General features: G+C 45.0%; 6 protein-coding genes and 1 pseudogene. 2 read left to right on the top strand and 5 right to left on the bottom strand.

The features are described 5' to 3' along the window. Window positions 1–6: 6 nt before the first annotated feature. From IM475_RS16245 to IM475_RS16235, 3 genes and pseudogenes are all read right to left on the bottom strand, one after another. A pseudogene (locus IM475_RS16245) lies at window positions 7–75 on the bottom strand (phosphate signaling complex protein PhoU); the annotation flags it as partial. Between the two features lie 149 nt (window positions 76–224). After that, window positions 225–1,517: a sensor histidine kinase gene (locus tag IM475_RS16240; protein ID WP_287728267.1), complete on the bottom strand. Its 1,293-nt coding sequence runs from the start codon at window positions 1,515–1,517 to the stop codon at window positions 225–227. 47 nt (window positions 1,518–1,564) lie between these two features. Next, window positions 1,565–2,317: a response regulator transcription factor gene (locus tag IM475_RS16235; RefSeq protein WP_287657135.1), complete on the bottom strand. Its 753-nt coding sequence runs from the start codon at window positions 2,315–2,317 to the stop codon at window positions 1,565–1,567. A gap of 69 nt (window positions 2,318–2,386) precedes the next feature. Here IM475_RS16235 and IM475_RS16230 point away from each other — a divergent pair, with 69 nt between their 5' ends. Together IM475_RS16230 and IM475_RS16225 are read left to right on the top strand one after the other, a co-directional pair. Then, a complete protein-coding gene (locus IM475_RS16230; protein ID WP_287657134.1) occupies window positions 2,387–3,142 on the top strand; it encodes a creatininase family protein in 756 nt (251 codons plus the stop codon). A 79-nt stretch (window positions 3,143–3,221) separates the two neighbouring features. Continuing rightward, window positions 3,222–3,986, top strand: a complete 765-nt coding sequence (locus tag IM475_RS16225; protein WP_287728266.1) for a hypothetical protein — start codon at window positions 3,222–3,224, stop codon at window positions 3,984–3,986. A 111-nt stretch (window positions 3,987–4,097) separates the two neighbouring features. Here IM475_RS16225 and glcD read toward each other — a convergent pair whose 3' ends face one another. Together glcD and IM475_RS16215 are read right to left on the bottom strand one after the other, a co-directional pair. After that, on the bottom strand, window positions 4,098–5,564 hold the full coding sequence (glcD, locus tag IM475_RS16220) for a glycolate oxidase subunit GlcD (RefSeq protein WP_287728265.1): 1,467 nt from the start codon (window positions 5,562–5,564) through the stop codon (window positions 4,098–4,100). 147 nt (window positions 5,565–5,711) lie between these two features. Continuing rightward, window positions 5,712–6,263, bottom strand: coding sequence for a 2'-5' RNA ligase family protein (locus IM475_RS16215; RefSeq protein WP_287728264.1), 552 nt, complete (start codon window positions 6,261–6,263; stop codon window positions 5,712–5,714). Between the last annotated feature and the right edge of the window lie 22 nt (window positions 6,264–6,285).

Here is a 6,285-nt window from a genome sequence, read left to right as displayed (position 1 = left end):
TCATAATTCATATCGCTGGAGAGAACGAGCGAAATAGGTGCGATCGGGATGATTGGTTTCTTTGGATAGGCTCACGGTCGGATTCGCTTAACATAAAACTACTCTTTCTCTACAGTGATAACAAGAAAATTTTCGATTTTGTACAGTTGTCTAGAGAACTTGACAGAATTTTTTCTCCCCTCTCCCCAATTCATAATTCATAATTCATAATTCATAATTCCCACCTAATTTTTTTGACGGGGGAGAGTGACTTGTAGGCGAGCGCCGCCGGTGTTAGGATCGTTTTGAGCGACGATCGAACCGCCATGGGCTTGAATAATCTCTTTAGCAATCGATAAACCTAAACCGGTACTATAATCCTTTGTGCCTTGTTTTTGACGGGTGCGGGAAGGATCACCACGAAAGAGGCGATCAAAAACGTAGGGCAGATCCGCTTCGTTAAATCCTTTACCGTTGTCGATAACGTCAATTCTCAGCCATTTTTCCCCGATAGTATCGGATATTTCTCGAATTTCTAGGCGAATTTTCCCCTGATCGGGACTATACTTAATGGCATTATCAAAGAGATTCAGGAAAACTTGCAGCAGACGAGAGTGATCGACTTCTACCGTCCAATCCACCGGAGAGGAATAATCTAAGCTAATCTGTTTTTGGGCTGCTATTGGGGTGACAGTCTGCCAAGCAGCGCTGATTAATTCCTCTAGATTAATCATCTGGTATTGTAAAGATCGCCCCGCATCCGCTTGTAATTCACTGATTTCTAGCCAATCGCAGACTAATTGACTCAAACGCTCCACTTCTTTCCCCATTTGTTCTAACCAGCGTCTTTCGGGAGCTTGGAGGCGTTTTTGTAAAGCTTCGGTAAGGAGAGAAATGGAGGTTAAGGGAGTGCGTAACTCGTGAGTTAAGTCAGAGAAAGCTCGCTCGCGATTTTGCGATAATTCCACTAAAGGCTGTCTATTTTCGATAAATACAGCGATTTCACCTTCTGGCAAGGGATAACCGTAACCCTTCAAGGCAATCGATTTAGGAGCAATCACTTGGCGATCGCTAATGGGGTTGACAGGATAATTAGTCGGGTAAAAAGTCCAAGTTTGCACCTGTGGACTCTGTTTTTGGCGAGTTTCTTGAATTAATTGATCTAATTCGTAGGAGCGCACCAATTCTAGCAGCAGACGTACCTGATCTGGCTGCCAGCGATCGAGTTTTAAAAGGGTTATTGCCTGTTGATTGCACCAGAGCAGTTGATTATCGGCATCTATATGAAGATAGGCGATCGGCGCTATTTCTAGCAAGGATTTCTGAATTTCTAAGCTCTTTTCTCGCTCTTGCAGACTTTGGGAGAGAAACTGTAATTCTCGACGCACTAGGGAGGTAACGGGAAAAGAAGCCGACAAATCCGCCGAATCCGAGAGAGCGCTTAGGGTTCGCTTTAACTCTCTATTTAAGCGTGAGACTTGCCAGTAACAAATACTCAAACCTAAAACTACTCCCAAAATAAAAGCGAAAATAGTCATTATCTGCGGGAACGGCGATCGCTAATCGGGAAAATATAATCGCTCACCTAGCCAAAACGATAACCGAAACCGCGTACAGTAATCAGGTATTCCGGTTGACTGGGATCGATTTCTAGTTTTTCGCGTAACCAGCGAATGTGAACATCGACGGTTTTGGTGTCTCCTAAAAAATCTGGTCCCCAAATTTGTTCAATTAACTGCTCTCTTGACCAAACTCGGCGCGGATAACTCATAAATAGGTCGAGGAGACGGAATTCTTTAGGAGAAAGGTTAATTTCTTCATCTCGCACTGTCACCCGACATTCTTGGGTATAGAGAAGAACATCGCGGAATTTTCGCACGGTAGCGGCAGCTAGGGAAGTAAATCCTTGACGACGAATGAGAGCGCGACAACGAGCGACTAATTCGCGCATACTAAAGGGTTTAGTCAGATAATCATCGGCACCCACTTCTAAACCCAAAACTCGATCGGTTTCGCTGGCCTTAGCACTTAAGATTAAAATCGGGATAATATTGCCGTGATAGCGCAACAGACGGCAGATATCAAGACCGTTGATTTGGGGTAACATTAAATCCAAAACGACCAAATCAAAACGAGACTCACCGTGATGAGATTCTTGACTTTGCAGTAATTCTAGGGCAACGCGACCATCACTAACACCGAGAGCCTCGTAACCTTCTTCTTCCAAAGCCAAAATAATCATATCCCGAATCACTTCTTCATCTTCAACGATTAAAATCCGATGATTGGGAACGAAATCCGTACTCACCGACAAGGGGGGGGTGTCAAGGGTTAACATAAAAATAATTGATTATTCGTCCTAATTTTATCTCAATTGGTCAACCTGCACTCGGGGGGGTAGAGCCGAATGTTATTACAGTTATCTACCTGGTTAGAGGTGGAATCCTATCTAGAACAATCTCAGGGAATTATTATTCCCATTGGTTCCACGGAACAACACGGGCCGACGGGACTGATTGGTACAGATGCTCTATGTGCAGAGGCGATCGCTAAAGGAGTAGGGACACAGGTACAAGCAATGGTAGCACCTACCTTAAATGTGGGTATGGCCCTACATCATACGGCTTTCCCCGGTACAATTAGCCTTCGTCCTAGCACTTTGATTCAAGTAATCCTCGACTATGTGACTTGTTTAGCTAGAGCGGGTTTTCGTCAATTTTTCTTTATTAATGGTCACGGGGGCAATATTGCCACCCTAAAAGCCGCTTTTGCGGAAACCTATTATCATTTGGATTCCCTCAATTTGCCTAACACAAACGAGGTTAAATGTCAAGTGGCCAATTGGTTTATGGTGCGAGAAGTTTATCTTTTAGCCAAAGAATTGTATGGATATCAGGAGGGTTCCCACGCTACACCGAGCGAAGTGGCGTTAACTCAGTATCTTTACCCTGAGAGCCTTAAAAACGCCTTTTTATCGGAAAAAGTGGCTTCTGGTCATGGTATTTACGGTGCGGCTAATTTTCGCCAAAACTACCCCGATGGTCGTATGGGTTCCAATCCTGCTTTAGCCACTCCCGAACACGGTCAGAGATTCTATGAATTAGCCGTGAAAGAATTGAGTAATACTTATCTGGAATGGCTCTCTTGTCCTGTGTCTGAGTGATAGTGACTAAGCCACCGAGACCCGGAATAATTTGGCTGTAACCCTAGAGACAAAACATAAATATCCAAGGACAAAATTGATGATTACCACCACTGACAATAACTCCAATCAACCTCTGGTTAGTTTGCGGGAAATACAAGAACTTGCCATCGCAATTACAGCCAAAAGCCTTAATCCCGCCATGCTAACGGTTGATTTCCTCAAATATTCGGGAATAGTTCCCCCCGACTGGGAATTAAATGGCCAGCCGGTACTCAATCCTAATTACGCTCAAGTTAATTTTCAAAATGGCATCAGCATCGTCGCTCAACCCCGGAAAATTACCTTTGTGGAGATAATTAACTCTCCCGATAGCCTGAACCTGAAACTGCCAGAAATTGTTGGTTTATATCTAGATAAACTCCCTTTAGCCGAATATCAAGCCCTGAGTATCGCCCCGAAAAGCATTGTTCCTCTCCCTAGTAGCCCCGATGCCGCTAAAAAATACATCACCGAAACTCTTCTCGCCCCCGGTCCCTGGCACAATTTCGGTACAGCCCCCCTACAAGCCAGCATCAATCTACTTTATCAGTTAGAAACCTCTCAGCTATCCCTGGCGATTAACGAGGCAAAATTGCAATTACCCGATGGCCAAACCTTAGCGGCGCTATTATTTGCCGGTAACTTTAACTATAATCTGGCCGAGGGTAGCGATCGATTAAATCTGCTCAAACAATCTCTGGGACAATGGCAAAAAGATCTAGAGATTTTCCGAGAATTAGTCACTCAACGCTTTCTAGAAAGACAAGTCCAGGTTTTCCCCTCTAATATCAATCTGCCCCAAGGACCCCAAGCTGGACTGTAATCAGTAGTCAGTAATCAGTAATCAGTAATCAGTCAGAAAAATCTTTAGACTTCCTGCAAAAGTAAGTTCTCGAACCGCTATCAGGTCAAAATATCTAAGAACTCAGATAACCTAAAACACATCCACCCCCGCAAACCCTTGCATTTTGGCATTAGCGGCTTCCCCACAGCTGCGCGGGGTGGGGAATAATTTCCCCGGGTTAGCTAAACCTTTGGGATTAAAGCAGTCCCGCACATAGCCCATAGTTTCTAAGTCAATCTCGTTGAACATGGCGGGCATATAACAATTTTTATCGATGCCGATACCATGTTCGCCCGATAAACTGCCCCCAACCCGCACACAAAGTTTGAGAATTTCACCGCCTAATTCCTCCACTTCTGCCCAGGCCCCCTCTACCCTGTTATCGTAGAGAATCAACGGGTGTAAATTGCCATCTCCGGCGTGGAAAACATTGGCGATTTTATAACCGTATTTTTCACTTAAAGCCTTAATTTCCTGAAGAACATACACCAATTGAGTGCGGGGAATCACCCCATCTTGGACAAAATAATTAGGGCTAATTTTCCCCGCCGCCGCAAAAGCCGCTTTTCTGCCCTTCCAGAGTTTCAAGCGGGTTTCGGCATCATTAGCCGTGGTGATATTTCTCGCCCCATTTTGACGGCAAATCTCGGCAACCCGATGTTTATTACTGGCTACTTCTACCCCTAAACCATCCAATTCCACTAATAAAACTGACTCGGCATCCCGGGGATAACAGCCGGTAGCCACCACGTCTTCCACGGCGTTGATACTGAGATTATCCATAATCTCCATCCCCGCCGGAATCATTCCCGATTTAATAATATCCGCCACCGCTTGGCCCGCCGCCTCGATACTGGTAAAATCGGCCAGTAAAACACAGATAGATTCCGGAGTTTTCAGGATTCTTAGGGTGATTTCCGTGGCGATGCCTAAAGTTCCCTCGGAACCCACAAATAAACCAGTTAAATCGTAGCCCGGTTGTTCTGGTACTGCCCCCCCCACATCGATAATTGAACCATCGGGAAGGACGATTTTTAAGCCCATAACGTGATTGGTAGTGACACCGTATTTTAAACAGTGAACCCCGCCGGAATTTTCCGCCACATTACCACCGATCGAGCAGATAATTTGACTAGAGGGATCCGGTGCATAATAAAATCCCGCCCCGCTTACTGCTTGCGTCACCCAATTGTTAATCACCCCGGGCTGTACCACCACCCTTTGATTATCTAAATCAACCCTGAGAATCTGATTCATCCGCGCCGTGACGATGAGAATCCCCTCTTCTAAGGGTAACGCCCCTCCCGATAAGCCCGTTCCTGCCCCCCTCGCTACCCAGGCAATCTCGTTATCGTGACAGAGTTTCACCACCGCCGCAATTTCTGCGGTGCTGCGAGGCAGTACCACAAGAGCGGGTCTTTGTCTGTATCCTGTGATACCATCGCACTCGTAGGTTAATAATTCATCTTTGCGACGGATGACTCCATCTTTACCAAGGATCGTTTCTAGCTGTTTAATCAGATTGGGGGAGATTTTCGGGGGATTTTTGAGTAACATAGGTTTCAGGGCGGCGGAGTCGCAGTAAAATGGCTCTCTGGGTTAAAATATCGGAAAAAAGCCAGAAATGAAGCTTTAAAAGCTGCTCTCTCCTATTTTAGCACTAGAACCCCTTCCTCTGTAGATAGAAACCTGCAAGGGTCCAGATTATAGAGAAAATTCCCGATAAATTTGCCAGTGCTTACCGTTATGAATTAGGAGGGTAATTTGATCGATCATCACCTCAAAAAATAGCTCTTGATTAGCATATTTTGACCAAGCTTTCCAGAAATTATCTTTAGTTAAATCTCGGAAGCCAACGGTTAAATGGGGCGCAAAAGCTCGGCTTTTTGAGGCATTATCAATGATATTCAAGGAAGATTCTAGCTGCTGTAAAAGCCGTTTTTGTAGGGTTAATAATTCTGGGGTTTTCTGGACATTAATATAAATGACTCGCGGTTTAAAGGCGGCAAAATTCTGGAGAATTAGGGGAATAGGAGCGTGCCAGAGGGCAAATTCCTCTAAACATCTTTCTAAATCGGGTAATTGTTCTAAATTCCACCGGAAAGGGGGTTGGAGAGTGACGTGGGGAGGCGATTTCAGGGCGGCACGACTATTGTAAATTTCTGCAAACTCTAACTTGATTTTTGTGGCAATTTCCTGTACTTCTGGCGGCGGCAAAAGCGCAATAAAAAATAGAGATCCCTGGGGTTGATTCATGGAGACAAGCAAGGTAGAGAAA

The sequence above is a fragment of the Microcystis sp. M061S2 genome, assembly GCF_020245605.1.
In the GTDB taxonomy this organism is placed as follows: domain Bacteria; phylum Cyanobacteriota; class Cyanobacteriia; order Cyanobacteriales; family Microcystaceae; genus Microcystis.
Note: the sequence above shows the minus strand (reverse complement) of the source record. Positions and strands in the feature narration are given on the sequence as shown.

Excerpts from the sequence above, each read along its gene's own strand:
- glcD (WP_287728265.1), bottom strand. The coding sequence starts at position 5,564 with ATGTTACTCAAAAATCCCCCGAAAATCTCCCCCAATCTGATTAAACAG.
- IM475_RS16215 (WP_287728264.1), bottom strand. The coding sequence starts at position 6,263 with ATGAATCAACCCCAGGGATCTCTATTTTTTATTGCGCTTTTGCCGCCG.
- IM475_RS16230 (WP_287657134.1), top strand. The coding sequence starts at position 2,387 with ATGTTATTACAGTTATCTACCTGGTTAGAGGTGGAATCCTATCTAGAA.
- IM475_RS16240 (WP_287728267.1), bottom strand. The coding sequence starts at position 1,517 with ATGACTATTTTCGCTTTTATTTTGGGAGTAGTTTTAGGTTTGAGTATT.
- IM475_RS16225 (WP_287728266.1), top strand. The coding sequence starts at position 3,222 with ATGATTACCACCACTGACAATAACTCCAATCAACCTCTGGTTAGTTTG.
- IM475_RS16235 (WP_287657135.1), bottom strand. The coding sequence starts at position 2,317 with ATGTTAACCCTTGACACCCCCCCCTTGTCGGTGAGTACGGATTTCGTT.